This window comes from Fibrobacter sp. UWB13 (genome assembly GCF_900177805.1).
In the GTDB taxonomy this organism is placed as follows: domain Bacteria; phylum Fibrobacterota; class Fibrobacteria; order Fibrobacterales; family Fibrobacteraceae; genus Fibrobacter.
In genome coordinates this window covers 114,425-135,273 of the sequence record NZ_FXAX01000004.1, presented here as the reverse complement: position 1 = coordinate 135,273, position 20,849 = coordinate 114,425, and the positions used below count along the sequence as shown (strand labels likewise).

Sequence of the window (20,849 nt, the reverse complement as noted above, 5' to 3'; positions counted from 1 at the left end):
CTTTATATTTATACACATGGTGTATTCGAAGCTGGTCTCTACTTTGATTGCCTTTGTGGCAATCCTTTTTGTGTCGTTCTTTGTGCGTGACTGGTATGTGCTGCATGAGTGCGGTGCAGTACAGTCGTGTCTAGATTCCACCAGCGATTTTCAGAACATCACGAAGTTTATTGTAACTTGTATTGCTACGCTGCTTGCGTTTACGATTGGTAGGCGTTCGGTGACCAAGCGCGACCGATTCTTTTTACAGATGAGTTTTTTGATGATTCTTTGTGCTGACTTTTGTTTTAAAATTCTGTACAATTATTTTGGCACGCCTGACACTCGTGAAAATTTTATAACACTTGGCATCGGCTTTTTCTTCATGGCACAGTTGATTTTAATTTATCGGCACTCGCGTACAAAGAATACAGACTGGTCGTTCCCGTGGATTTACTGCATCCCGTTTGCGGCTGTGATTGCGATGCTTTTCCTTGCGTATTTCAAGGTCCTTGAATCCGTGATGCTCATGGCGGTTATAGCGTACGCACCGACGCTTTTGTGTTCGCTTTACATGGCATGCAGAGCGACAACGCTAGGCTTTTTCCCAGAGACAAATTCATTCTTTATCATGATCGGGATGATTTGCTTTACATGCTGTGATGCGCTTACAGGAATTTCACTCCTTACGGGGGCGGACCATTCGACCCGCGAAATTTTGGCAGTTGTGTCGAATAACTTTATTTGGCTGTTCTACGTCCCGGCTATCATTTTCCTCGCTTTGAGCGGATATCGCCGCAACGTTTAGCCTATATGGTTGGTTCTTTTTTCTTAAAATTCTATTATTACCTCGTTCAAAGAGGTCATAATGATTATTGATTTGAAAGGTATGGAGACGACTGTTCTCCCGAATTTTAAGGGTGGCGAAAAAGAATACAAGGCGAAGATGTATTTTGACGGCACGACGCGTATTATGCACGGTACACTCGAAGCTGGTGCATCTATCGGTTACCACAAGCACGAAACTAACAGCGAAATTATGTTCTTTGTCTCGGGGAAAGGCAAGGTTCTTTTTGATGATGGCGTGGAATATGTTGAAGCTGGCCAGTGCCATTTCTGCCCGAAGGGCCATTCCCACAGCTTGATTAACGAAGGTCCGGAAGATCTCGTCTTTTATGCGACGGTCCCGGAACTCGGATAAGTTTAATTTAATGGAGAAAATATGTCTAAATTAATGCGTTCTATTTCTGGTATCCGCGGAATCGTTGGCGATACCCTTACTCCGCAGGTTTTGCAGAGCCATGTGCGTGCATTCCTCGAAATCACGAAGGCTAAGCGCGTGGTCATTGGCCGCGATAGCCGCCCGACAGGTGATGCCATCGTTCAGTTTGTCGCTGGCATTTGCCGCCTTTCTGGCGTGGACGTCGTGGATGTTGGCCTTTCGACGACTCCGTCCGTGGAACTTTTGACGACGCATTTCAAGGCTGATGCAGGTATCATCATTACTGCAAGCCATAACCCGCTCGAATGGAACGCTCTCAAGTTCCTCAACAACAAGGGACTTTTCCTCGGTCCGGATGATGTGAAGCAGCTTTTTGCTCTCGCTGATGCAAACCAGTTTGCTTATCCGGATTACCGCACGATGGGCAAGTACGAAGTTGCTCCGGATGCCGATGGCATTCATATCGATGGTACGCTCAAGATTCCGTTCGTGGATGTCGAAGCCATCAAGGCTAAGCATTTCAAGGTCGCTGTCGATGCCGTGAACGGTGCCGGTAGCTTTATTGTGCCTCGTCTCTTGGAACAGCTCGGTTGCGAAGTTGTTCGCGTTCATTGCAGCCCGGATGGCACGTTCCCGCGCGGTGCAGAACCTATTCCTGAAAACCTCGGTGACCTGCGCAAGGCTGTCAAGGATAACGGCTGCGCAGTTGGCTTTGCCGTGGATCCGGATGCAGACCGCTGCGCTCTCGTCGATGGTTTGGGACAAAGTATCGGTGAAGAATACACGCTCGCGATTGCAACGGACGAAGTGCTTGCCCAGAAGAAGGGTGGCGTTTGCGTGAACCTCTCCACGAGCCGCATGAACGAAGATGTCGCTGCCAAGTACGGTTGCGAATTTAGCCGCGCCAAAGTCGGTGAAATCAACGTTAGCCTCCAGATGATCGAAAACGGTTGCGTTATCGGCGGTGAAGGTAACGGTGGTGTGATTCTCCCGGCGCTCCATTACGGTCGCGATAGCCTCGTGGCTGCCGCACTTGTGCTTAGCTGGATGGCCCACCACAATGGCGGCCCGGAAAAGTTCGTGGCAGAAAATCCGGCCTACGTGATGCCGAAGAAAAAGTTCGAACTCGGCGACAAGAAAGTTGCTGACATTCTCCCGAAGGTCAAGGCTGAATTTGCCGGCTGGAAGATGGATGAACGCGACGGCCTCTGGCTCGGGAGTGAAAAGTCCTGGGTGCATGTGCGCGCTAGCAACACGGAACCTGTGATCCGCGTGATTGCCGAAGCTCCGACTGCTGAGGAAGCCGAATCGCTTTGTTCTAAAGTGGAAAAACTCATTTAGTAGAAAGTAGACGGTAACGTCATCCTGAGCGCGATAGCGCGAAGGATCCTGTTAAATTAAATCAGAAGGGCTCGCCGTTTCCGGCGAGCCCTTGAATATTAGAGAGTGTATAGGAAATCTTTAGAACTGTTCAAAGAACTTGTGGACTTCTTCAGGAACCCATGTCTGTTCCCAGTTCCAGCCGACGCCCATGTTACCGGTGTCGTGTGCGGTCCACTGGTGGTCACCCGGCCAACTGCACCACTTGACGGGGAAGCGCTCGTCGACAGTCGTGAAGTCGTAGCAAACGTGTCCGGTGTTACCGCTTACTTCCTTGGGCTTTTCGCTACTTGCGTCGGTGAAGTTTCCGTCAGCGTCGGCCTTGCCGTTGCGCTTAAGGATTCGCGGGAGGGCGCTAGTCTTGGCGCGGTTGTAATCGCATCTGCCGTCGTTTTTGCCGTGAACGTTCATCCAGGCAATCGGCAAGTTCTTCATGTTGTTGCCTTCGGGGAGCCAAATGTTATAGTCTGCGACTGCGTAGGTGGCTGCGGCGCGGACGCGGCTCTGCATGTCTTGCATAAGTGAGTAGCTGAACATGGCGCCAAAGCTAAAGCCTGTAATGAACACGCGGCTTGTATCAATGCAGTAGTTGTCGTTCAAAGTCGTGAGTGTCTGAGCGAAGAAGTCGTGGTCGCCCTGACCCTTGGTCCATACACCGCCAATAGCGTCGAGTGAAACGAAGATGTAGTCGCCGTTCTTGTCGAGCACTTGCTGGCCGTAGTACGGAGTCGGATGGTCGTAGTCTGCTTTGTGATGCACGAAGTCTTCACCGCGGCTACCGTAGCAGTGTAAGGCGAAGAGAACCTTGTGCGGTTTCTTGTTGTCGTAGTTCTTCGGCAAGGTGATAAAGTAATCGCGGGTGTCGTTACCGACCTTGATTTGGAACTGGTCGCCGTTTTCAACGCTCTTGACTTTCTTCAATGTGGAGTTGGTGCCGCAGCCCTTACTCGGGGTCGGTGCGTTCTTCAAGGCGTAACCAAACTTGTATGTAGGTTCAGATTTTTTGAGCTTCACATCAACGGTCGTGTCGAGCGTTCCGAGCGGCACGGTGAGCGTGTCATAGCCTTCGAATGTAAAGCGGAGTGCTTCGTCCTTGGCGGCATCCTTCATGAGGGCGTTAGCCTGTGAGCCGAAGGAGCTGGTAAAACTTTCGTCCGTCGTGAACTTGAAATTCTGCTTGGCATTACCGACAGAGACCTGTGCAAAGTAAGTACCGCGTGCGCTGAGTCCTTTGCTTAAATCATACGTGCCGGAACCTTGCAATGTTTTTTTGAAAACCTGGTTGCCGAGCGAGTTGTAAATCTTTACCTGAACAGGCGAGGTGCTGCTCTGGGAGTAAGAGAGAATGCCTTTGTTTACGCTGATATAGCCAACGGCGTTTCTGAAACCCGGATGGATGCCCACTTCGTCTTCCTGGATGGTGAATTTACCCTTGTCGTCTGTCGTGGCGGTCTTGCCTTCTTTGAGCAAATTGACAGAGACTCCTTTGAGAGCCTTGCCGTCGTTGTCAGAAACTGTTCCTGTGATTGTGTATGCCGATGCGATTCCGCACAAGGCAAAACACGCGGCCGTAAATAGATTAGGCGCTTTAATCATACGTACTCCTTTTACCAAACTCCTAAGACACACCTCACTATAAACTAATCTAATTCTAGATGTGATGAATGTTACATCTCAAAGCCCTAAGCCTATGGACTAATTGTCTATAAAATGATTTTTACAAGTCCCGCTAAGGTTGGCGATGCCGAAGGGCCGGAATGCGTGGGCATGACAAAAAAAGCGGCTCCTGGGGGAGGAACCGCTTTTTGGGTAGAGAGCTGATTTATGAAATTCGTTTATGATTAGAACTGTTCGAAGAACTTGTGAGCTTCTTCAGGAACCCAAGTGTTCTGCCAGCCCTGTCCGGTACCCGTGTTGGGGCCGTCATGTGCTGTCCACTGGTGTTCGCCGTTCCAGCTGCACCACTTGACCGGGAAGCGTTCGTCAACATTCTTGAAATCGTAGCAGAGGTGACCCGCTGTGCCATTGAATTCTTGCGGCTTTTCGCTGCTGGCATCGGTGAAGTTGCCATTGGCGTCGGCCTTGCCGTTACGCTTGAGGATTCTCGGGAGGGCGCTGGTCTTGGCGCGGTCGTAGTTGCACATACCGTCTCTCTTGCCGTGTACGCCCATCCAGGCGATAGGCAAGTTCTTGGCGTCGTAACGACCCGATCCTGCAGACGGGAGCCAAATGTTGTAGTCTGCAGTTGCGTAGACGGCTACAGCGCGGAGTCTTTCTTGCAAGTCCTGAGCGAGAGAGTTCGTGAACATGGCGCCGAAGCTAAATCCTGTGGCGAACACGCGGGTGGTGTCAACGCAGTAGTTGTCGAACATCGCGGTAATCATTTCGTCAACGAACTGGTGGTCTTCCTTGCCGTTCCAAGTACCGTTGTCGTTACCCTGAGGTGCTACGAAGATGTAGTCGCCGTTCTTGTCCAGTTTCTGCTGGCCATAATACGGAGTCGGATGGTCGTAGTCCGGATTATGGTGCACAAAGTCTTCAGCCTTAGAGCCCATGCAGTGGTTTGCGATGAGGAGCTTGTGTGGCTTGGTGTTGTCGTAATTGTTTGGCAAGGTGATGAAGAATGTGCGATTCTTTCCTCCAACGTTAATGGAGAACTGTTCGCCATTTTCGACCTTTCTGTTGGATCTCAAGCTGGAAGCCTTGCCGCACCCTTTACTCTTGCGCGGTTCGTTCTTGAGGGCATAGCCGAATTTGAAGGTCTGTTCTGCCGGTACGCTCTTCGTGAGCTTCACGTTGAGGTTTGTGTCAAGCGTGTTGAGTGCGATGGTGAGCGTGTCGTAGTCCTTGGCGACAAAGCGGATGGCTTCACCTGCCTGAGCGTCCTTCATGAGAGCGCTTGCGTCTTGTGAACCGAGTGAGCTATTGAAGCTACCGTCAGTCGTAAACTTGAATCTCTGCGTAGCAGAACCAACGGAAACCTGTGCGAAGTAGGTGCCGCGAGCCTTGAGACCCTTGCTCAAGTCGTACGTGCCGGAGCCCTGCAATGTCTTATTGAAAACCTGGTTGCCGAGCGAGTTGTAAATCTTTACCTGAACAGGGGAGGTGCTGCTCTGGGAGTAAGAGAGGATGCCTTTGTTGACGCCAATGTAACCGACGGCGTTTTTGAAGCTTGGGTTGATGCCCACTTCTTCTTCATCTTCATGGATGGTGAATTTACCCTGATCGTCAGTCTTTGTGTTTTTGCCTTCTTTGAGTAGGCTGACATCGACGTCTTTGAGAAGATTACCCTGATCGTCGGAAACGGTTCCGCTAATCGTGTAGGCGAATGATGTGGTACATAAAGCCGCAACGCATGCTGCGGTAACGAACGAAAGACGTTTCGCTTTCATCGAACACTCCTTTTTGAAATCCAAAAATTTCTCTCTGGACCTCTTAACCCAATCCTAATTTATTCTCCGAAAGGAAAATAATCAATAATGTAAATATATTGTTATGGACATTTTGTCAAGGACCTTGGACAAAGAACTGATTTTGTAAGAAATTTGTAAACTTTGGACGGGTCAAGTTAAATTCTATATATACACTCATGAACCACATTGCAATTTTTATCGACGCAGAGAATTTGACCAACTGGGTCAAAAATAACGGTGTACAGTCGCTCATGGATGAGCTTTTGCCGCTTGGGCAGATTGTCGTGCGCAAGGCTTATGGCAAATGGTCTACGCCGCAGCTGATCCCGTTGCAGTCCGCGCTCAACGAAAATGGCTTTGAACTCGTACACACGTTCCACCCGGTGAGCGGCAAGAATTCGACGGACATCAAGATGACGGTCGATACGATGGAAGTGGCGCTCGATTCCCAGGTGCAGTGGATTGTGCTTGCTACGGGCGATTCCGACTTTTCGCCACTTTTCCGCAAATTGCGTGAACAGGGCAAGGAAGTGATTGGTGTGGGTCCCAAGTCTCCGCTGAGCGAATGTGTCAAGAATTCCTGCTCCCGTTATATTTACACGGACGATGCAACTGCAGCAGATGACGATTCTGGCGATGACGTTGCCGATGCCAAGGAACGCGCAAACCTGATTGTTTCCGAGAAAATCGATTCCATGGAAATGCTCCGTAGCGTTTTGCAAAAAGAAGATGGCCCGATTGCACTCGCGGCAATCAAGCCCAAGATGCTTGGTCTCGATAACGCGTTTAACGAAAAACGCCTTGGTTTCAAGACGTTCAAGGACTTCGTAAAGTCTGCTGACTTTGTACAAATGACGGACGTGGGTGGCGGTTCTTACATGGTCGCACTTGCCGAGCAGAAAGTCGCTGTCGAAGAAGATGCGCAGATGGTTTTGGCAAAGGCGCTTAAGCGTAAGGGCTGGGACATGTTCCCGCGCAATATGCTCAAGAAGATTTATGCCGAAGCTTGCGACCTCACTTCGTTTGTTCCGATGAACAAGCAAGACTTGGTTCAGGAAATTGTCGCAAAGAATATTGCCGGTACGACGAGCAGCATTATCAATCGCGCGTTGAGTACGTTCTTCAAGGCAAAACTCGTGACTATCAGCGGTGGCGATGACAAGCTCTGGACTGTCACCGAAACGAATCAGTACTGGAAAGAAATTGACAAGGCCATGCTCGACAGGCTTCGCGTGAGCCTTAAGGAGACAGGTCAAAAAGTCCCCAAGAAAGATATCGTATCTATTTTGTACGGAAAGTACGCTGACGGCGAAGCCGAAAAATTGGTTTAATCCAGCTTTCCTTGGTACAGGTCCAGCAGATTGCGTGCCAAGAGACTTGTGTACTTGGCGTTCGTGAGCGTGGACTGTGCGCTTTCGAGGCGGTTCTTCTGCGTCAAGTAATCGGTGTACGTGAGGGCGCCTACGTTACGTTGTTCTTCGGCGACCTGCAAGGCTTCGTTTTCTGCTTCAACTTGGAGGATTGCTGCCTTCCACTGCATGTCGGCGCTGAGCGCGTTCAAGTAAAGTTTTTCGATATTGTTTTCAAGCGTCTTTGCCTGTTCCTTCAATGCAACTTGACTTTCGGTTTCGCTAATCTGCGCCTGCAAGACTTTGTTCTCAGTGGCGCCACCATCGACGATTGGAATGTTGATGTTCAACGAAACGCTGTGCTGGTAGCCGTTCTTGAGCTGGCTTCCGTACTTCTTGGATTCCCAGGCTTGGAGACCGGTGCTTGCGTTTGCGCCGAGGGAAACCTTGATGGACTTGCCCTTGCCTGCAATTTCGGTATTCTTCTTTGCCACTTGGATGGCGAGGCTGTCGGACTTTAATCCTGGATTTGTTTCCGTGGCTGTAGCCTGGAGTGCATCGAGTGTCGGAATCGGTGTGAGGGCGTCTGGCGTCTGGATTTCGGATTCTGGTGCCGAAACATCGAACGCTTCGCTTTCCGGGAGTTCCAAGAGCTGGCGGAGCGTCGTCTTTGCGGTGTTCACGCTCAACTGTGCGGCAAGCTGTGATGCTTCTTTCTGGAGCACGTTTGCCTGCGACTGTGTCAAGTCTTTCTTGGTGATGGAGCCTGCTTCGAACAGCGTGTTGTAGTGTTCGAATTCAGCCTTGGCCAGTTCAACGGTTGCATCTGCGGTGTGCAATTTTTCAATCGCGGCGAGCAAGTTCATGTACGCGTTCAAGACACTTTCTTGCACGGAGCGTTCGGTTTCCTTTGTCGAAAGGCGCGTAGCTTCCTTGTTGATTTCGTTAGCTTGGATGGAAAGTCTTGTAGAACCGCCGTCCCAGAGCGTGTAAGAAGCGCTGAGTCCTGCGCTTAAGCGGTAATGGTCCTGCGGACCATCTCTGAACGGGGAATCGTAAAGGGTATTGCCGATGCTCGCCGAAAGCGTGGGGTAGTTCCCGACTTTAGCCTGTTCGAGGCTCACATCTGCTTTCTGTTCGCGGAGCTTTGCGGATTCGAGCTTGAGGCTCTTTTCTTTCGCCTGCTTGAGGCATGCGCTTAAGGTCCAGGAACCATCAGCGAAAACGAGCGATGCTGACGCAAAAATACCGAGAACGATTGCTTTTCTGTAATTCATACCTTTTAGATGCCCCAGCTATATATTTTGGTTGCTTAAATTTTAAGATAGCAAATTTGTACAAACACAAAAAGGCTTCCTTGCGGAAGCCTTTTCGAATGGACGGTACTGGATTTGAACCAGTGACCTCTGCCGTGTGAAAGCAGCGCTCTAAACCAACTGAGCTAACCGTCCGAGGTGAGAGCAAATATAGAAAAGCTATTGAAGATTGTCAAGTGATGTTGAGTTATTAGTTTTGAGTTACTAGTTACTAGATAAATTCGTTTCTATTAACTAGTAGCTATTGACTAGTAACTGCGGCGAAGCCGCATTAAAGGAACTTGTCTTCGGCGGCGCGGAGGATGCTGAGGAATTCTGCCGGAGTCTTGGAGGCAATGAGGTCCTTGCGAACGTTTCCGTCGGCGAGGAGACGGCTCACGGAGGAGAGAGCCTTGAGGTGAGGACCGACGGTATTGCCCGGGCTCACGATGAGGATGAGCAGGTATACCGGTTCGCCGTCAAAGGACTGGAAATCGAGGCCCTTTTCGATGGTGGCGGCGACCATGCACATGCGGTCGACGTAGTCAATCTTGGCGTGCGGAACGGCAAGTCCGCAACCGATGCCCGTGGAACGGCTCTGTTCGCGCGACCAGATGGCTTCGAAGATTTCGTCACGGTGTTCAAGTTTGTAGGCGCTGCAAAGAGTATCAACCAATTCGTTAAGAATGGCTTCCTTAGTTTCGCTGGAAGAGTTAATCAAGATGCAATTATCTACAAATCTTTCAGAAAGTCGCATGATTTATAATGTTCCTTTTTGTGTATCTGTCAAACAAGTATTTTAGAATAATTATTGCGGTTTGGTAAGATTTATATCTAAAATATGTTTAAAAAAGAAGATAATTCTATCTGTGATGAGGTATTTTCGAGCCTGTCGATGGCTTTTCGCATGAGTGCGACGTCAATTTGACCGGGGGCGGCGGCTTTTCCGATGGAACCGTAAGTGAGGTTTGCCCCCTCCTTGAGGGACCAAATCCGGCTAATTTTTCCGGTTTCGCCCATGCCGAATGCGGCGATGAACTTGAACCCTTTGGCTTTTTTGGCGAACTTGTAGAGGCGTGCGCAGTCGTCGTCGGAGTTGCTCATGGCGGCGATTTTAATCCCGTCTGCCTTTACCCGTTTGACGTCGGTGAGGTAGTTCTTGAGTTCGAGGTCGCTCGGGATGCGGGTAAAATTGTGCTCGGAAATGAGGATTTTCACGGCTTTCGGGGCAGTGAGTTCGCGGAGCTTATCGTAGTCGTGTAGGCAGTCGCGTTCGAGGTCCAGCCATTCTGGGACGTCCAATGCATTGAGAATTTGTTCGAAAAGTCCGAGGCGCTCGATGGCTCGTGCGTCGGGGAATGTGCCACCATCACGTTTGAGTCGTATGGTGCCGAGCTGTATTGCCTTTGGGACGAGCTTGCGGATTCTTGCTGAAAGTCCTTGCCATTCGGATTCGTCAAAAAAATCGTAACGGATTTCGAGGATGTCGCAGCTTTCAAAGTCAATGCGCGCCGGGTGGAGTTCTTCGCTCTCGGCGGCAGTAAGCGTTTCGGGACTTACAAGTCCGACCAGGTATTTTTGAGAATCTGTTGGCATGGCTGTAAATTTAGCAACTCTCTAATAACAGTTGACTAATGACCAATGACGAACGATAATATATTGAATTTTCTACATTATAATAGAACAAAAGGATTATTTATGGCAGATTGTAACGAAAACAAAGAAAAGCAGACCCCGGACATGCTCAAGAAGGCTGAGGAATACCTCGCCTCCAAGCGCAGAATTTTCTTGTGGGGTGGTGTCGATGACGAAAGTGCCGAACGCATTGTGAAGCAGCTCCTGTACCTGGATTCCCTGAATCACGAAGACATTATTTTCTTCATCAATAGCCCGGGTGGCGTGATTTCCTCCGGCCTTGCCATTTACGACTGCATGAACGCAATCCAGAGCGATGTCGTGACGGTTTGCTGCGGACAGGCCGCCTCTATGGGCGCTGTGCTCCTCACTGCCGGTGCAAAGGGCAAGCGCTGTGCATGGCCGAACGCTCGCATCATGATCCACCAGCCGCTCATTCACGGCGAAATTGTGGCTCCTGCAAGCGATATCCAGATCCAGGCTGAAGAAATGCTTCGCATCCGTGGCATCACGGGCAAGATTCTTGCCGAAACTTCTGGACACACGATTGAACAGATTGACCGCGATACCGAACGCGACAACTTCATGTCTGCCGAAGAGGCTAAGTCTTACGGTCTCGTGGATAAAGTCGAGAGTATTATCTAATGGGTTTATTTTCTGCAATTAAGAGTGGCCTTGCCAAGACCCGTGACGCCTTGCTTGGCGAATTGAAGGGTATTGTCGGTGCCGGTAAGATTACGGACGAGACGCTCGAAGAACTCGAAGAGCATCTCATCAAGGCTGATGTCGGTGTCGAAGCTGCATTCCTTCTGACGGATGCGCTCCGCGAAAACGCTTTGGGCAAGTCGCTTACAACAGAGCAGGTGCTCGACATCATGCGTAACGAAGCGGAACGCTTGCTCAAGGACCCGCCGCCGTTTGAACTTAAGGGCAAGCCGCATGTGGTGCTCGTGATTGGCGTGAACGGTGCGGGCAAGACAACGACAATCGGTAAGCTTGCCGCCCGTCTCAAGAACGAAGGCAAGAAGGTCATGATTGCCGCTTGCGATACGTTCCGTGCCGCCGCTATTGACCAGCTTGAAACATGGGCCGAACGCTCGGGTGCTGAATTCGTGAAGCATCAGGAAGGTTCCGATCCGGCTGCTGTGGCATACGACGCATGCAGTGCTGCGGTTGCCCGCGGTTGCGATGTTGTCTTGATCGATACCGCAGGCCGTTTACACAACAAAGACTACTTGATGGAAGAACTCAAGAAGATTGTCCGTGTCATCAAGAAGGTGAGCCCGGACATGCCGCATGACATGTGGCTTGTGATTGACGGCAACACTGGACAGAACACCATCAACCAGACGAAGATTTTCAACCAGAGTTTCCCGCTTACCGGTCTTGTGGTGACAAAGCTCGATGGAACCGCGCGTGGTGGCTCCGTGCTTTCGATTGCAAGTTCGTTGCAAATCCCGATCCGCTGGGTCGGCATGGGCGAACGCATCGACCAGCTCGTGGAATTCAACAAGCGCGATTACGTTGACGGTCTTTTTGAGAACGCTCTGGAAAACAGGGAGTAGTCTTGAAACGGTTCGCATTTTTCTGTGTAGTGGCTTTGGCGTTTTGCGCTTGTTCGGATTCTGCTCCGAAAGCCGATGAACGCTTTGTTGCCGCGTACGTAGAAATGCGTGCCGCAGAACAGCTCTATGGCGGTGAGACTCCTACGGCTCGTCTAGTTCGTCGGGAAATTCTGAATAAGTACGGCTACACTCGCGAAGAGTTTCTCAAGGCTTGTGACAAAGTTCTTGAGAATGAAGCCGGCTGGATTCCTTTCCAGATGGCTGCTTCGGACCGTGTTGATTCCTTGCTCGGGATTCCCAAAGTCATCCCGGTGCAGAAGAAAGGCAAAAAATGATGAAAGTGAGTTTGTGGGTTGTTCTGGTGCTGAGCATTGCGCTGTCCGCATTTGCGGCTCCTCCGCCGAAGCCTCAGCTTGTGCATTGGATGAACTATACCGAAGCTTTGGAAAAGGCGAAAGATTCAAACAAGCTTATTTTTGTGGATCTTTATGCGGACTGGTGTGTACCTTGCCGAATCATGGATGCAAACACGTATTCGGATCCGACGGTAGCATCGATTCTGAATACAAAGTTTATTCCGGTAAAGCTTGATGCCGATTCTCAGGATACGATTGTTTGCGATGGAAAACGCAAGACGGTGCAACGCTGCTATTTTGATGTCTGGAACTTGAACGTGTTGCCTGCATTTGTCCTTATTGCCCCGAAAGGGCTTTCGATTTTGACGATAAAGGATTCATTTACTGCTGAAGAAATGAAGTACTTGCTTTATCAAATTCTCGAGAAAGAGAAGGAGTGGATTTCGAAATGAGTGAAAATGTCCTCTTTTATGCTCAGATTGCATTCTGGGTTCTTTTGTTCTTGATTGTTCATTGCTATTTGTTGTTCCCGATGACGCTCCCGTTTGTGAGCGAAATCTTCAAGCGCAAAAAGAAGCCGGTGGATGGCGCCTCCGAACTTCCGACCGTGTCTATCTTGATTTCGGCATATAACGAAGAAGCGGTGATTGAACGCAAGATCCACAATATTCTTGAAATTGACTACCCCAAGGAAAAGCTGGAAGTCCTGATTGGCGATGATGGCTCTGCGGATAAGACGGCTGAAATTGTCGCCCGCTATGCGGACCAGGGAATCACCTTGGTCAAGGCTCCGAAAAATGCAGGCAAGGCTGCCATGCTGAACCGCTTGCAGAAAATTGCGAAGAACGATATTTTGTTGTTCTGCGATGCGAATACGATGTTCTTCCCGAATGTGGTACGTAAGCTCGTGGACCCGTTCAAGGACAAGAAGATTGGTTGCGCTTGCGGTCACTTGATTCTTTCGGACAAGAGCGGAAGTGTGCTTGGCAAGGGCGAAAGCTCTTACTGGGATCTGGAATCTGAAATCAAGAAGTTCGAAGGTGTGCTTGACCGCTTGATTGGCGGCAACGGCGCCCTTTATGCCATTCGCCGTGAACTTTATACGGAACTCCCGATTAAGAAGAGCGTCATGGACGACTTTTTTGTGACGACGAAGATTTTGCAGAAGGGTTATTTCTGTACGTTCGTGGATAGCGCAATTGGTACGGAGCAGACTTCGAAGGAATCAAGCGGTGAATACAGGCGCAAGGTGCGCATTGGCCGTGCAAACTTCAACTATTTGTTCTCTTACTTGCCGCTTTTGAATCCGTTCCGCCCGCTGTTGGCTTACCTGTTCTTCTCGCATAAGATTGTGCGCTGGTTCTCGCCGCATATCATTATTCTTTTGTACGTAGCGAATGCGCTCCTTTTGGCGAAGGGCTTGTTCTATCAGGTGACTTTTGGATGCATGACGCTTGCGTTCATTGTCGCAGTGACAAAGCTTTTGCCAAGTGCCTATTACTTCTTGCTCATGAACCTCGCGATGCTCAAGGGATTCTTCCTCGCGTTTAAGCGCGAACGCAGTGGTGGCTGGGCACGTGAAGCCCGCAGCGACGAGTAGTATCAGACGAAAGACCGCTACGCTGGTAGGCGAGAGACGGAAGGATAGAGTCATCCTGGGGACTTTCGCTCGCGTCATCCTGAACGCGAAGCGTGAAGGATCCAGTAACGTCTTGTACCGAGTTGTCATTCCCGCGTAGGCGGGGATCGCCATCTCGTAAGTGAATAGAAATTATATATTAGAGTGTCGAGATATGAAGAAAATTTTGATAACATTACTTTTCGCGCTTGCGTTTGTCGTCACTCCGGCGAGCGCTTTTACGATGGATGCTCAGGGCGGTTTCTGCAATCGCGTAAGCAGCTTGCGCGATTTTAACATGAGCTTTTATGGACATTTGTGGTATCCGATTGACCAGATGGTTTTTGCGGGCGTGGGCGTTGGCTATGAGGAACTTGACAACGTTGGATATGTGCCCGTGTCTGGAAGCCTCTGGGTGCGACTCCCGATAGGGCGCACGGTGTTGCCGGTTGCTACTGGCGATTTCGGTTACATGTTCGGTAAGGACTCTCAAATGTTCTGGCGTGCAGGTGCAGGGCTTGATATTAAAAACGGTGACCGCACGTCAATTATCGTTTCGAGCGGCTACCAGTTCTTGAACCACTCTGGCTACGGCTATTGGTATTTGCAAGCCGGTATTCTCATCGAGATGTAAAAAAAATGCCCGCTTGTGGCGGGCATTGCAATATTAAAATTTAACTGGATGAGGCAAGCCCCAACTCTTTGGCTCGGTTATGCCCATGCAAGCATGGGCGCAACATTGACGCTTCGCGTCTTGCTAAACGGCTCAGCCATATTTGTGCAAGCACAACTGCGGCATTCGCCTTAGGGCATACTCGCCTTCTAAGTAGTCTTCCGCCTTTTGCTTCAGGATGACGAAGTAGTCATTACCCCTTAGCGATCATTTCCATGAGTTCAGTGTCGAGGCGTTCGGGGTTATTGTACTGCTCCAGATTGTTGTGCAGTGATTCGCCCTTCGAAACGAGACCGAAGTCCAGATTCTTGTAGTTCCAGTAGCTGTAACCCACGTCGGCGTCGCGGAGGATGTCGAGGAAGTCGCGCATCCAGGCAAGCTGATACTTGCGAGGAACTTGTACGTAAACGCCGAACTCGTTGCAGCTTACGGGCAAGTCGTACTTGGCGCGGAAATCGAGGGCGTTCTGGATGCTTGCCTGCAACTTGGCCTTGTCCCACTTGCCGAATTCCACGTTCAAACGCGTTGTGCCGCCAACTTCAGGGGCGGCGTAATCGCCTGGCCACGGGCGTTCAATCTTGAAGAACGGATCGTCGATCCATGCGGCGCCCTGGTGCGTAAACGTCACCGGCGTGTAGGTATGGAAACTATAGATGGCGTTGTCGTCATCGAGCGGTGTCAAGAATTCGAATTCCCTTGCGCTGTTCCACTTGTTGGCGCCTACGACAATCGTGTTCTTCGGAGCGTGCTTGCGGATTTCCCAGAAGATTTCGTCCTTGACTTTATCCCAAACCTTGGAATCACTTGCGGCCGGTTCATTCAAAAGTTCCATCATCACGCGCGGCATGGAGCTGTAGCGTTCGGCCATGAAAGCCCAGATCTTGCGCGTGTCCTTGCGGGCGTTCGCATCGGCAAAGAAAGCTTGTTCGTGATTGCTGGCGAGGTGGAAATCGTGACCCGGGCACTTGTGCAAGTCGAGAATCACGTCCAGGTCTGCATCCTGGATGTCCTTGAGAGCCTTGTCCAAGAGCGCAAAGATTTCTTCGTCTGGCTTGAGATCGTCACCTTTAAATAAATTAAAGTAGTCGACCGGCAAGCGAACGTGGTTGAACCCCGCATCGTGGATGCGCTTGAAATCGCTTGTTCCAAGGAACGTCTTGATGTGACCTACGACCCCCGGAAAACCGACAGGGTCCTTTTCTTCGATACAGTCAACCTGACTGAACCATCCGCCCAAATTCACTCCGCGCAATCTTTCTTTCTTCATGCGTGCCATCCCATATTGTGGCTGCCTGGGCAGCCGGTTTGAATGAATAGGTTATTCGTTTACGATGTTCAAATCTTCGTCGGCGATGTTTAGGTCCATGATGACTTCCATATCGTCGGGAAGGTTATAAAAATCTACAACCAGGCCCACCTTCTTGTCTTCGTCCTTCTGCTTGTCGAACTGGACGACGTCGTAAATTTTCATTTTGACGACAGCTTCCTGCGTCACAGGAATTTCGATGGTCATACCCTTGCTGATCGGGCCTTCTACAATCTTGCCCTTGAAAACCAGACTTGTCTGGTCTTCGCCGAGCGAGGTCTTCTTCACGTGAAATACAGCCATTATTCTTTAGCCATTAACTTTTAAATTAATCGGTTTGTTTTGATGTGGCATACAATCTTGCCACGTGTAAAAATTTAACTTTTTTACATGACTCTCCGTGTTGGTCGAATCCCTTTTTTGGTCTGTGCGCCGTTTTTCTTCAATTCTGTCGGGCGCGAAAATGAATTTCCCGAGGTGGCGTTTGTCGATGGCCCGCCGAGTGCCCATAGTGCAGGCCTCAAGGACGGCTCAATCCACCTTTCACCAGCGTCTTCGATTACGTTTGCGCAAAAGCCGGGCGCCTTTGTGTTGTCGCCTGTGCTTTGCACGTCGTGCTCCTTTGAGGTGCGGTCGGTCAAGCTGTTTTCACGTTACCCGATTGAGGAACTTTCGTACAAACGTATCCGCATGACATCGCAGAGCAAGACTTCTGTTACGTTATTGCGGATTCTCCTTGAAAATCGATATGCTCTTCGTCCGGAATATGTGCCGGGGCTTGCTGCTGAATCAACCGATGATGCATGCCTCTTGATTGGCGACTTGGCGCTTGAAGAAAATGAACGCCACCGCTTTGCGTATAGCTATGACTTGGGGACTCTTTGGCAGGAATGGCAAGGTCTCCCTTTTGTGTTTGGTGCTTGGCTTATTTCGAAGGATGCTCTGTCGACTCGCTTGCGCCCCGTTCTCGATGATTACATGTTGCGCTTGGAAACAAGCATTCGCGAGTTCCGCAAAAATCCGTCGCAGGCGTTGGATGTGTGGCTTGCGAAGTACCCAGTGAATTTGCCGCGCCCTCTCGTTGAGGATTACTTTAGTGTGCTCGATTACCATTTTACCGATGAACGTAAACAATCGTTATCACTGTTTTTCAAATTGGCGGCTCAAATGGGGCTAGTTGAATCTGCGCCTCCGATAGAGTTCCTCGAGTAATTTTATTTTATAGCTGTTGGAATGAGTGTTGGGATGGTAAGGAGAACAAAATGGTAGAGGAAAAAATCCTAATCGTCGATGATGATGAAGTCGAATTAAAAGCTGACTCTGATATCTTGAAGGCGGTTGGTTATGAAGTAATCGGTTGCCGATCTGGCGCCGAAGCTTTGGAGTACCTGAACAACAATCCTGTAGAGCTTGTATTGCTCGACGTCAATATGCCGGGAATGAATGGCTACGATGTTTGCCTGAATATCCGCAAGCAGTTCCCGTTGGATGACTTGCCGATTATATTCCTCACGAATCAGGAAAATGAAGCAAGCGTTACGCAAGGGTTCCAGTCTGGTGCTTCTGATTTTGTCTGCAAGTCTGCGGCATCTGATATTCTGCTCGCTCGAATCGGAGTGCATCTGCGATTGGCGCGTTCGCTTCGCAACTTGCGTGAGATTTCTTTGACGGACGATTTGACGGGCGCCTACAACCGCAGGCATGCCATCTGTTCGCTTCGAGAATTGTTTGCCCGCAGCAAGCGCTATGGTACGAATTTCTCGCTGATTTATTTTGACTTGAACGGTCTCAAAAAAATCAATGACCAGCATGGTCACTTGGCTGGCGACCTGTTACTCCGTTCTGTCGTGAACGCTTGCAACAAGCTGCTTCGCGAATCGGATATGCTATTCCGCATGGGCGGTGACGAGTTCATGGTTATTTGCCCGGATACCGATTTGAAGGGTGCGTTTGTCTGTGCCGAGAGAATGCAAGAGGCGGTGAAGTCGCTTACGATTGTAGATCAGACGGTAGCCTTTGCGTATGGAACTGCAAGCTCAGCTGAGGATTACAAGGACATGGACGAGATGCTTCGCAGTGCGGATGCTTCCATGTACGAGTGCAAACGCAAGATGCGCGCGGAACGCGGTTAGTAACTGGTGATTAGTTAATAGTTGCTAGTTTAAGTATGGCGGCAAAGCCGCAAAAAGAAAAGCCGCGGAAAAAACCGCGGCGTTTTCGCATTATTCAAAATTGTCTCACTGGACTAGTTATGCAATCGCTGCTTTAACGGCAGCCAACAGCTTCTGCATCCTTGCTTCGATGGTCGTCCAGTCGCCAGCCTTCATCAGTTCTGCATTGAAGATGCTCCCGCCAAAAGAAAGCAAGTTCGCGCTAGCCTTGAGGTAGCTTGCTGCATTCTCTGCATTCACGCCACCGCATGCCATCAACGGAATGTCGCGGAACGGACCACGCAATGCCTTGATGTATTCCGGGCCGCCTACGCAGTTCACCGGGAAAATCTTGATGGCGGTTGCGCCCAGGTCGTAAGCCTTCTGCACTTCGGTCGGCGTGAGTGCTCCCGGGATAATCGGGATGCCAGCCGTATTCGAAAGTCGAATGACTTCGTGACGCGTGTTCGGCGTGACGATGAATTCTGCACCTGCAGAAATTGCTTTTTCTACATCGCTCCCGTGACGGACCGTACCTGCGCCGACCTTGATTCCAAGCGGCTTTGCAATCGACTTGAGCTTTGCGATAATTTCGGTTGCTGCTGCGGTGTTCATCGTGACCTCAATCGCCTTGAGCCCGCACTTTGCAGACGCGTTCACACACGCTTCTTCGGCGCCCTGAGGAATGTCGCGGAGAATGCCCACGACCGGCATCGGTTTTAAAAATTCAAGGAAACTCATGGTATTAAATTAAAAATTAAAAGTGAAAAGTGAATAATATTTTTTTTCATTCTTCATTTTTCATTCTTCATTTTTTTTACTCAAACCTGAGCGCTTCAATCGGGTCAAGCCTACTTGCCTTGCGGGCGGGGTACCAACCAAAGAATACGCCTGTGGCAAAGCATACGCCAAAGCTCACGATGACGCTTGTGACGGAAACGCTCATGGGCCAGTTCATCGCAATCTTTACAGTTTCTGAAGCGGCTATGCCGAGAGCGATTCCGATCGCTCCACCGAGCAAGCTGATAATCACGGATTCGAACAAAAACTGTAAAAGGATGTCGCGACCGCGGGCGCCGATAGCCATGCGAAGGCCGATTTCCTTTGTGCGTTCTGTGACTGACACGTACATGATATTCATGATGCCGATACCGCCAATAAACAAACTAATTCCTGCAATGGCGGTCAACACGAGCGAGAGCATATCGGAGGTGCTTGTGACCATCTGGATCATTTCTTCTTGCGTGAATACGCGGAACGGGTCGGTCGGTTTTGTCCAGTTGCGGCGTTCCTTTAGAATGGTCATGATTTCTTCGGTCGCTTTTGCGGCGTAGCCTTCTCCGATGGAGTTCGCGTAAATTTGACGGATGCTTGTCGTGGCGGAGAATCTCCTCATTACCGTCTGGTACGGAGTGAAAATCACGTCGTCCTGGTCTTGCCCGAAATCGCCAGAGCCTTTAGCTTTTAATGTGCCGATGACTTTAAGCGGAATGCTCTTGTAACGGATGGTCTTGCCGATGGGGTCTGCGTCCGGGAAAAGGTTTTTGACGACGGTCTGTCCGATAACGCAAACTTTTGACATGCGGTCCGTTTCATCGTCGAACATCACGCCGTCGGCGATTTCGTAGTTGCGGATTTTGAGGTAGTCTGCAGAAACGCCGGAGAGTGTCGTGGGTGAGTTATTGTTTCCGACTATAGCTTGACCGCCAACGGTGACCATGGGAGATACGCCGTTGATGTAAGTTGCGTTTTCGCGGATGGCGATGACGTCTTCTTCTTCAAGCGTTTCGGTTGATTCTGTCTGGACACCGCCTCGGCGGCTTTGGTTAGGCATGATGGTGATGGCATTTGTACCCATCGCGGTCATCTGTTCCTTGATGGATTTCTTGGATCCTTCGCCCATGGCGACCATGGTAATGACGGCCGCAACGCCGATGACGATGCCGAGTACGGAGAGGAATGTGCGCATGCGGTTACGGAGCAATGCGCGGAGAGCGATCTTAGCTAAGGTAAACGGATTCATTCCACTTCTCCTTCATCATCGTCTTCAAATGTTTCTGGTGGCGGGAGCATTTCAAATGCAACTTTTGCGTTTTGCACGTTTTCGTTGATGACATCTTTTTTCAGTAATCCGTCGCGGAGGGTAATGGTGCGCCCGCTGAAAGTGGCGATGTCGGGTTCATGTGTCACGAAGGCGATGGTTTTTCCCTGGCTGTGTAGCTCCTGGAATATCATCATGATTTCGTAGCTCGTGCGGGTGTCGAGGTTGCCGGTCGCTTCGTCTGCAAGAATGATGACGGGGTCGTTCACAAGGGCGCGTGCAATAGCCACGCGCTGCTGCTGACCGCCCGAGAGCTGGTTTGGCAAGTGGTTCATGCGGCTTTCGAGTCCGACCATCTTTAACGCTTCGATAGCGCGGTGGCGGCGTTCCTCGGCGGAAATCTTTGAATTATATAATAGGGGGAGTTCTACGTTTTCGATGGCGGTCGTGCGGCTGAGCAGGTTGTAGCTCTGGAAAACGAACCCGAGCTTCTGGCTCCGGATGCGGGCGAGCGCGTCGCGCTTCAATGTCTCGGTATGTTGCCCATCTAATATATAGTGTCCTGAAGTCGGTCGGTCCATGCATCCTAGAATGTTCAACATGGTAGACTTGCCGGAACCGGATGTGCCCATGATGGTAACGAATTCACCGGGGTAGATGTCAAAATTGACTCCACGCAATGCGTGTACGATTTCGTCGCCCATTTTAAAATCACGACGCAAATTTTGGACAGAAAGTATCGGTTTAGAAGTTTGCATAAAGACCTTTTTCTCGATTCTTTAGATGCTCTAACCTGTTGATTTGGTTGCCTTTACATTGCCTCTACATCGTAAGTTGTTGATTTTTGAGCATTTAGAATGTGAGTAA

22 protein-coding genes and 1 tRNA gene are annotated in these 20,849 nt (G+C 50.1%); 12 read left to right on the top strand and 11 right to left on the bottom strand.

The features are described 5' to 3' along the window. The first annotated feature begins 16 nt into the window (after nucleotides 1-16). Genes B9Y77_RS14120 through glmM form a run of 3 tightly spaced genes read left to right on the top strand, consistent with a single transcriptional unit; the run spans nucleotide 17 to nucleotide 2,542 of the window. Nucleotides 17-787, top strand: coding sequence for a lysoplasmalogenase family protein (locus B9Y77_RS14120; RefSeq protein WP_085492111.1), 771 nt, complete (start codon nucleotides 17-19; stop codon nucleotides 785-787). A 60-nt stretch (nucleotides 788-847) separates the two neighbouring features. Then, on the top strand, nucleotides 848-1,180 hold the full coding sequence (locus B9Y77_RS14115) for a cupin domain-containing protein (protein WP_015732050.1): 333 nt from the start codon (nucleotides 848-850) through the stop codon (nucleotides 1,178-1,180). 21 nt (nucleotides 1,181-1,201) lie between these two features. Beyond that, entirely contained in the window at nucleotides 1,202-2,542 is a 1,341-nt protein-coding gene (gene glmM / locus B9Y77_RS14110; protein WP_085492110.1) for a phosphoglucosamine mutase, read from the top strand. A 120-nt stretch (nucleotides 2,543-2,662) separates the two neighbouring features. Here glmM and B9Y77_RS14105 read toward each other — a convergent pair whose 3' ends face one another. Continuing rightward, the gene (locus tag B9Y77_RS14105; RefSeq protein WP_085492109.1) at nucleotides 2,663-4,177 is read right to left on the bottom strand and encodes a T9SS type A sorting domain-containing protein; all 1,515 of its coding nucleotides are present in this window, start codon (nucleotides 4,175-4,177) and stop codon (nucleotides 2,663-2,665) included. A 245-nt stretch (nucleotides 4,178-4,422) separates the two neighbouring features. Further along, nucleotides 4,423-5,973, bottom strand: coding sequence for a T9SS type A sorting domain-containing protein (locus B9Y77_RS14100; protein WP_085492108.1), 1,551 nt, complete (start codon nucleotides 5,971-5,973; stop codon nucleotides 4,423-4,425). Nucleotides 5,974-6,170: 197 nt separating this feature from the next. Between B9Y77_RS14100 and B9Y77_RS14095 the strand changes: the two genes are divergently transcribed. After that, nucleotides 6,171-7,325, top strand: coding sequence for an NYN domain-containing protein (locus B9Y77_RS14095; protein WP_085492107.1), 1,155 nt, complete (start codon nucleotides 6,171-6,173; stop codon nucleotides 7,323-7,325). Here the strand turns inward: B9Y77_RS14095 and B9Y77_RS14090 are convergent. The 4 genes from B9Y77_RS14090 to B9Y77_RS14075 all read right to left on the bottom strand — a co-directional run bounded on the left by B9Y77_RS14090 (nucleotide 7,322) and on the right by B9Y77_RS14075 (nucleotide 10,234). After that, nucleotides 7,322-8,620: a TolC family protein gene (locus tag B9Y77_RS14090; RefSeq protein ID WP_085492106.1), complete on the bottom strand. Its 1,299-nt coding sequence runs from the start codon at nucleotides 8,618-8,620 to the stop codon at nucleotides 7,322-7,324. The two genes, B9Y77_RS14095 and B9Y77_RS14090, sit on opposite strands and share 4 nt — an antisense overlap. 99 nt (nucleotides 8,621-8,719) lie before the next feature. Further along, nucleotides 8,720-8,794, bottom strand: a tRNA-Val gene (locus B9Y77_RS14085). Nucleotides 8,795-8,930: 136 nt separating this feature from the next. Beyond that, the gene (locus B9Y77_RS14080) at nucleotides 8,931-9,395 is read right to left on the bottom strand and encodes a PTS sugar transporter subunit IIA (RefSeq protein ID WP_073425317.1); all 465 of its coding nucleotides are present in this window, start codon (nucleotides 9,393-9,395) and stop codon (nucleotides 8,931-8,933) included. 77 nt (nucleotides 9,396-9,472) lie between these two features. Further along, entirely contained in the window at nucleotides 9,473-10,234 is a 762-nt protein-coding gene (locus B9Y77_RS14075) for a type I 3-dehydroquinate dehydratase (RefSeq protein ID WP_085492105.1), read from the bottom strand. Nucleotides 10,235-10,336: 102 nt separating this feature from the next. Between B9Y77_RS14075 and B9Y77_RS14070 the strand changes: the two genes are divergently transcribed. From B9Y77_RS14070 to B9Y77_RS14045, 6 genes are all read left to right on the top strand, one after another. Then, on the top strand, nucleotides 10,337-10,918 hold the full coding sequence (locus B9Y77_RS14070) for an ATP-dependent Clp protease proteolytic subunit (protein WP_085492104.1): 582 nt from the start codon (nucleotides 10,337-10,339) through the stop codon (nucleotides 10,916-10,918). Beyond that, nucleotides 10,918-11,838: a signal recognition particle-docking protein FtsY gene (gene ftsY / locus B9Y77_RS14065; RefSeq protein ID WP_085492103.1), complete on the top strand. Its 921-nt coding sequence runs from the start codon at nucleotides 10,918-10,920 to the stop codon at nucleotides 11,836-11,838. Before B9Y77_RS14070 ends, ftsY begins: the two co-directional genes overlap by 1 nt. Before the next feature lie 2 nt (nucleotides 11,839-11,840). Further along, nucleotides 11,841-12,173, top strand: coding sequence for a hypothetical protein (locus tag B9Y77_RS14060; RefSeq protein WP_254900057.1), 333 nt, complete (start codon nucleotides 11,841-11,843; stop codon nucleotides 12,171-12,173). Next, nucleotides 12,170-12,646 (top strand): thioredoxin family protein, encoded by a 477-nt coding sequence (locus B9Y77_RS14055; RefSeq protein ID WP_085492101.1) that lies wholly within the window; start codon nucleotides 12,170-12,172, stop codon nucleotides 12,644-12,646. Before B9Y77_RS14060 ends, B9Y77_RS14055 begins: the two co-directional genes overlap by 4 nt. Further along, a complete protein-coding gene (locus tag B9Y77_RS14050; RefSeq protein WP_085492100.1) occupies nucleotides 12,643-13,794 on the top strand; it encodes a glycosyltransferase family 2 protein in 1,152 nt (383 codons plus the stop codon). Before B9Y77_RS14055 ends, B9Y77_RS14050 begins: the two co-directional genes overlap by 4 nt. 193 nt (nucleotides 13,795-13,987) lie before the next feature. Beyond that, entirely contained in the window at nucleotides 13,988-14,446 is a 459-nt protein-coding gene (locus B9Y77_RS14045; RefSeq protein ID WP_085492099.1) for a hypothetical protein, read from the top strand. A gap of 232 nt (nucleotides 14,447-14,678) precedes the next feature. Here B9Y77_RS14045 and B9Y77_RS14040 read toward each other — a convergent pair whose 3' ends face one another. Together B9Y77_RS14040 and B9Y77_RS14035 are read right to left on the bottom strand one after the other, a co-directional pair. After that, complete coding sequence (locus B9Y77_RS14040) at nucleotides 14,679-15,752, bottom strand: glycoside hydrolase family 5 protein (RefSeq protein WP_085492098.1); 1,074 nt, start codon at nucleotides 15,750-15,752, stop codon at nucleotides 14,679-14,681. Between the two features lie 51 nt (nucleotides 15,753-15,803). Then, on the bottom strand, nucleotides 15,804-16,094 hold the full coding sequence (locus tag B9Y77_RS14035) for a hypothetical protein (protein ID WP_015732053.1): 291 nt from the start codon (nucleotides 16,092-16,094) through the stop codon (nucleotides 15,804-15,806). An 87-nt stretch (nucleotides 16,095-16,181) separates the two neighbouring features. Between B9Y77_RS14035 and B9Y77_RS14030 the strand changes: the two genes are divergently transcribed. Both B9Y77_RS14030 and B9Y77_RS14025 read left to right on the top strand, forming a co-directional pair. After that, nucleotides 16,182-17,003, top strand: coding sequence for a menaquinone biosynthetic enzyme MqnA/MqnD family protein (locus tag B9Y77_RS14030; RefSeq protein WP_073425331.1), 822 nt, complete (start codon nucleotides 16,182-16,184; stop codon nucleotides 17,001-17,003). A gap of 50 nt (nucleotides 17,004-17,053) precedes the next feature. Continuing rightward, on the top strand, nucleotides 17,054-17,923 hold the full coding sequence (locus B9Y77_RS14025) for a GGDEF domain-containing response regulator (protein WP_085492097.1): 870 nt from the start codon (nucleotides 17,054-17,056) through the stop codon (nucleotides 17,921-17,923). Nucleotides 17,924-18,040: 117 nt separating this feature from the next. On the opposite strand, the gene B9Y77_RS14020 is transcribed toward B9Y77_RS14025, so the two are convergent. The 3 genes from B9Y77_RS14020 to B9Y77_RS14010 all read right to left on the bottom strand — a co-directional run bounded on the left by B9Y77_RS14020 (nucleotide 18,041) and on the right by B9Y77_RS14010 (nucleotide 20,740). Beyond that, nucleotides 18,041-18,682 carry a bifunctional 4-hydroxy-2-oxoglutarate aldolase/2-dehydro-3-deoxy-phosphogluconate aldolase gene (locus B9Y77_RS14020; protein WP_085492096.1) on the bottom strand — a complete coding sequence of 214 codons (642 nt, stop codon included), beginning with the start codon at nucleotides 18,680-18,682 and terminating at the stop codon, nucleotides 18,041-18,043. A 76-nt stretch (nucleotides 18,683-18,758) separates the two neighbouring features. After that, nucleotides 18,759-19,964 carry an ABC transporter permease gene (locus B9Y77_RS14015; protein ID WP_085492095.1) on the bottom strand — a complete coding sequence of 402 codons (1,206 nt, stop codon included), beginning with the start codon at nucleotides 19,962-19,964 and terminating at the stop codon, nucleotides 18,759-18,761. Then, nucleotides 19,961-20,740 carry an ABC transporter ATP-binding protein gene (locus B9Y77_RS14010; RefSeq protein ID WP_085492094.1) on the bottom strand — a complete coding sequence of 260 codons (780 nt, stop codon included), beginning with the start codon at nucleotides 20,738-20,740 and terminating at the stop codon, nucleotides 19,961-19,963. Before B9Y77_RS14010 ends, B9Y77_RS14015 begins: the two co-directional genes overlap by 4 nt. Nucleotides 20,741-20,849 lie beyond the last annotated feature (109 nt).

What these genes read in the sequence shown, in the direction of transcription:
- ftsY (WP_085492103.1), top strand. Translation starts at nt 10,918, where the DNA reads ATGGGTTTATTTTCTGCAATTAAGAGTGGCCTTGCCAAGACCCGTGAC.
- B9Y77_RS14025 (WP_085492097.1), top strand. Translation starts at nt 17,054, where the DNA reads ATGGTAGAGGAAAAAATCCTAATCGTCGATGATGATGAAGTCGAATTA.
- B9Y77_RS14120 (WP_085492111.1), top strand. Translation starts at nt 17, where the DNA reads ATGGTGTATTCGAAGCTGGTCTCTACTTTGATTGCCTTTGTGGCAATC.
- B9Y77_RS14045 (WP_085492099.1), top strand. Translation starts at nt 13,988, where the DNA reads ATGAAGAAAATTTTGATAACATTACTTTTCGCGCTTGCGTTTGTCGTC.
- B9Y77_RS14090 (WP_085492106.1), bottom strand. Translation starts at nt 8,620, where the DNA reads ATGAATTACAGAAAAGCAATCGTTCTCGGTATTTTTGCGTCAGCATCG.
- B9Y77_RS14100 (WP_085492108.1), bottom strand. Translation starts at nt 5,973, where the DNA reads ATGAAAGCGAAACGTCTTTCGTTCGTTACCGCAGCATGCGTTGCGGCT.
- B9Y77_RS14075 (WP_085492105.1), bottom strand. Translation starts at nt 10,234, where the DNA reads ATGCCAACAGATTCTCAAAAATACCTGGTCGGACTTGTAAGTCCCGAA.
- B9Y77_RS14105 (WP_085492109.1), bottom strand. Translation starts at nt 4,177, where the DNA reads ATGATTAAAGCGCCTAATCTATTTACGGCCGCGTGTTTTGCCTTGTGC.
- B9Y77_RS14010 (WP_085492094.1), bottom strand. Translation starts at nt 20,740, where the DNA reads ATGCAAACTTCTAAACCGATACTTTCTGTCCAAAATTTGCGTCGTGAT.
- glmM (WP_085492110.1), top strand. Translation starts at nt 1,202, where the DNA reads ATGTCTAAATTAATGCGTTCTATTTCTGGTATCCGCGGAATCGTTGGC.
- B9Y77_RS14050 (WP_085492100.1), top strand. Translation starts at nt 12,643, where the DNA reads ATGAGTGAAAATGTCCTCTTTTATGCTCAGATTGCATTCTGGGTTCTT.
- B9Y77_RS14080 (WP_073425317.1), bottom strand. Translation starts at nt 9,395, where the DNA reads ATGCGACTTTCTGAAAGATTTGTAGATAATTGCATCTTGATTAACTCT.
- B9Y77_RS14040 (WP_085492098.1), bottom strand. Translation starts at nt 15,752, where the DNA reads ATGAAGAAAGAAAGATTGCGCGGAGTGAATTTGGGCGGATGGTTCAGT.
- B9Y77_RS14015 (WP_085492095.1), bottom strand. Translation starts at nt 19,964, where the DNA reads ATGAATCCGTTTACCTTAGCTAAGATCGCTCTCCGCGCATTGCTCCGT.
- B9Y77_RS14030 (WP_073425331.1), top strand. Translation starts at nt 16,182, where the DNA reads ATGACTCTCCGTGTTGGTCGAATCCCTTTTTTGGTCTGTGCGCCGTTT.
- B9Y77_RS14095 (WP_085492107.1), top strand. Translation starts at nt 6,171, where the DNA reads ATGAACCACATTGCAATTTTTATCGACGCAGAGAATTTGACCAACTGG.
- B9Y77_RS14070 (WP_085492104.1), top strand. Translation starts at nt 10,337, where the DNA reads ATGGCAGATTGTAACGAAAACAAAGAAAAGCAGACCCCGGACATGCTC.
- B9Y77_RS14115 (WP_015732050.1), top strand. Translation starts at nt 848, where the DNA reads ATGATTATTGATTTGAAAGGTATGGAGACGACTGTTCTCCCGAATTTT.
- B9Y77_RS14035 (WP_015732053.1), bottom strand. Translation starts at nt 16,094, where the DNA reads ATGGCTGTATTTCACGTGAAGAAGACCTCGCTCGGCGAAGACCAGACA.
- B9Y77_RS14020 (WP_085492096.1), bottom strand. Translation starts at nt 18,682, where the DNA reads ATGAGTTTCCTTGAATTTTTAAAACCGATGCCGGTCGTGGGCATTCTC.
- B9Y77_RS14055 (WP_085492101.1), top strand. Translation starts at nt 12,170, where the DNA reads ATGATGAAAGTGAGTTTGTGGGTTGTTCTGGTGCTGAGCATTGCGCTG.